Annotated in this window: 1 pseudogene; it reads left to right on the top strand. The window is 28.1% G+C overall.

Annotated elements, in window-relative coordinates:
• Positions 1–224: pseudogene (locus NG901_RS16920) on the top strand (glycosyl transferase group 1); the annotation flags it as partial.

The following is a 224-nucleotide window of genomic DNA, read 5'->3' as shown; positions in this document are numbered from 1 at the left end:
TTATATTTTCAATGCATGAGCCACCCTCTTCTCATTTATGTGCATATTATATAAAAAGAAAATTTAAGAACGTACCGTGGATTACTTATTGGAGTGACCCATGGCTTAAAGATTCAACACGTCAAAATTCTTTTGTCTTAAAAAGGTTAGTTGAAAAAAATATGGAGAAAAATGTAGTTCAAATAGCAGATAAATTTATTTTTGTAACAGAAGAAAATAGAAAA

The sequence above is a fragment of the Clostridium sp. CMCC3677 genome (assembly GCF_023845585.1).
In the GTDB taxonomy this organism is placed as follows: domain Bacteria; phylum Bacillota; class Clostridia; order Clostridiales; family Clostridiaceae; genus Clostridium; species Clostridium aquiflavi.
Note: the sequence above shows the minus strand (reverse complement) of the source record. Positions and strands in the feature narration are given on the sequence as shown.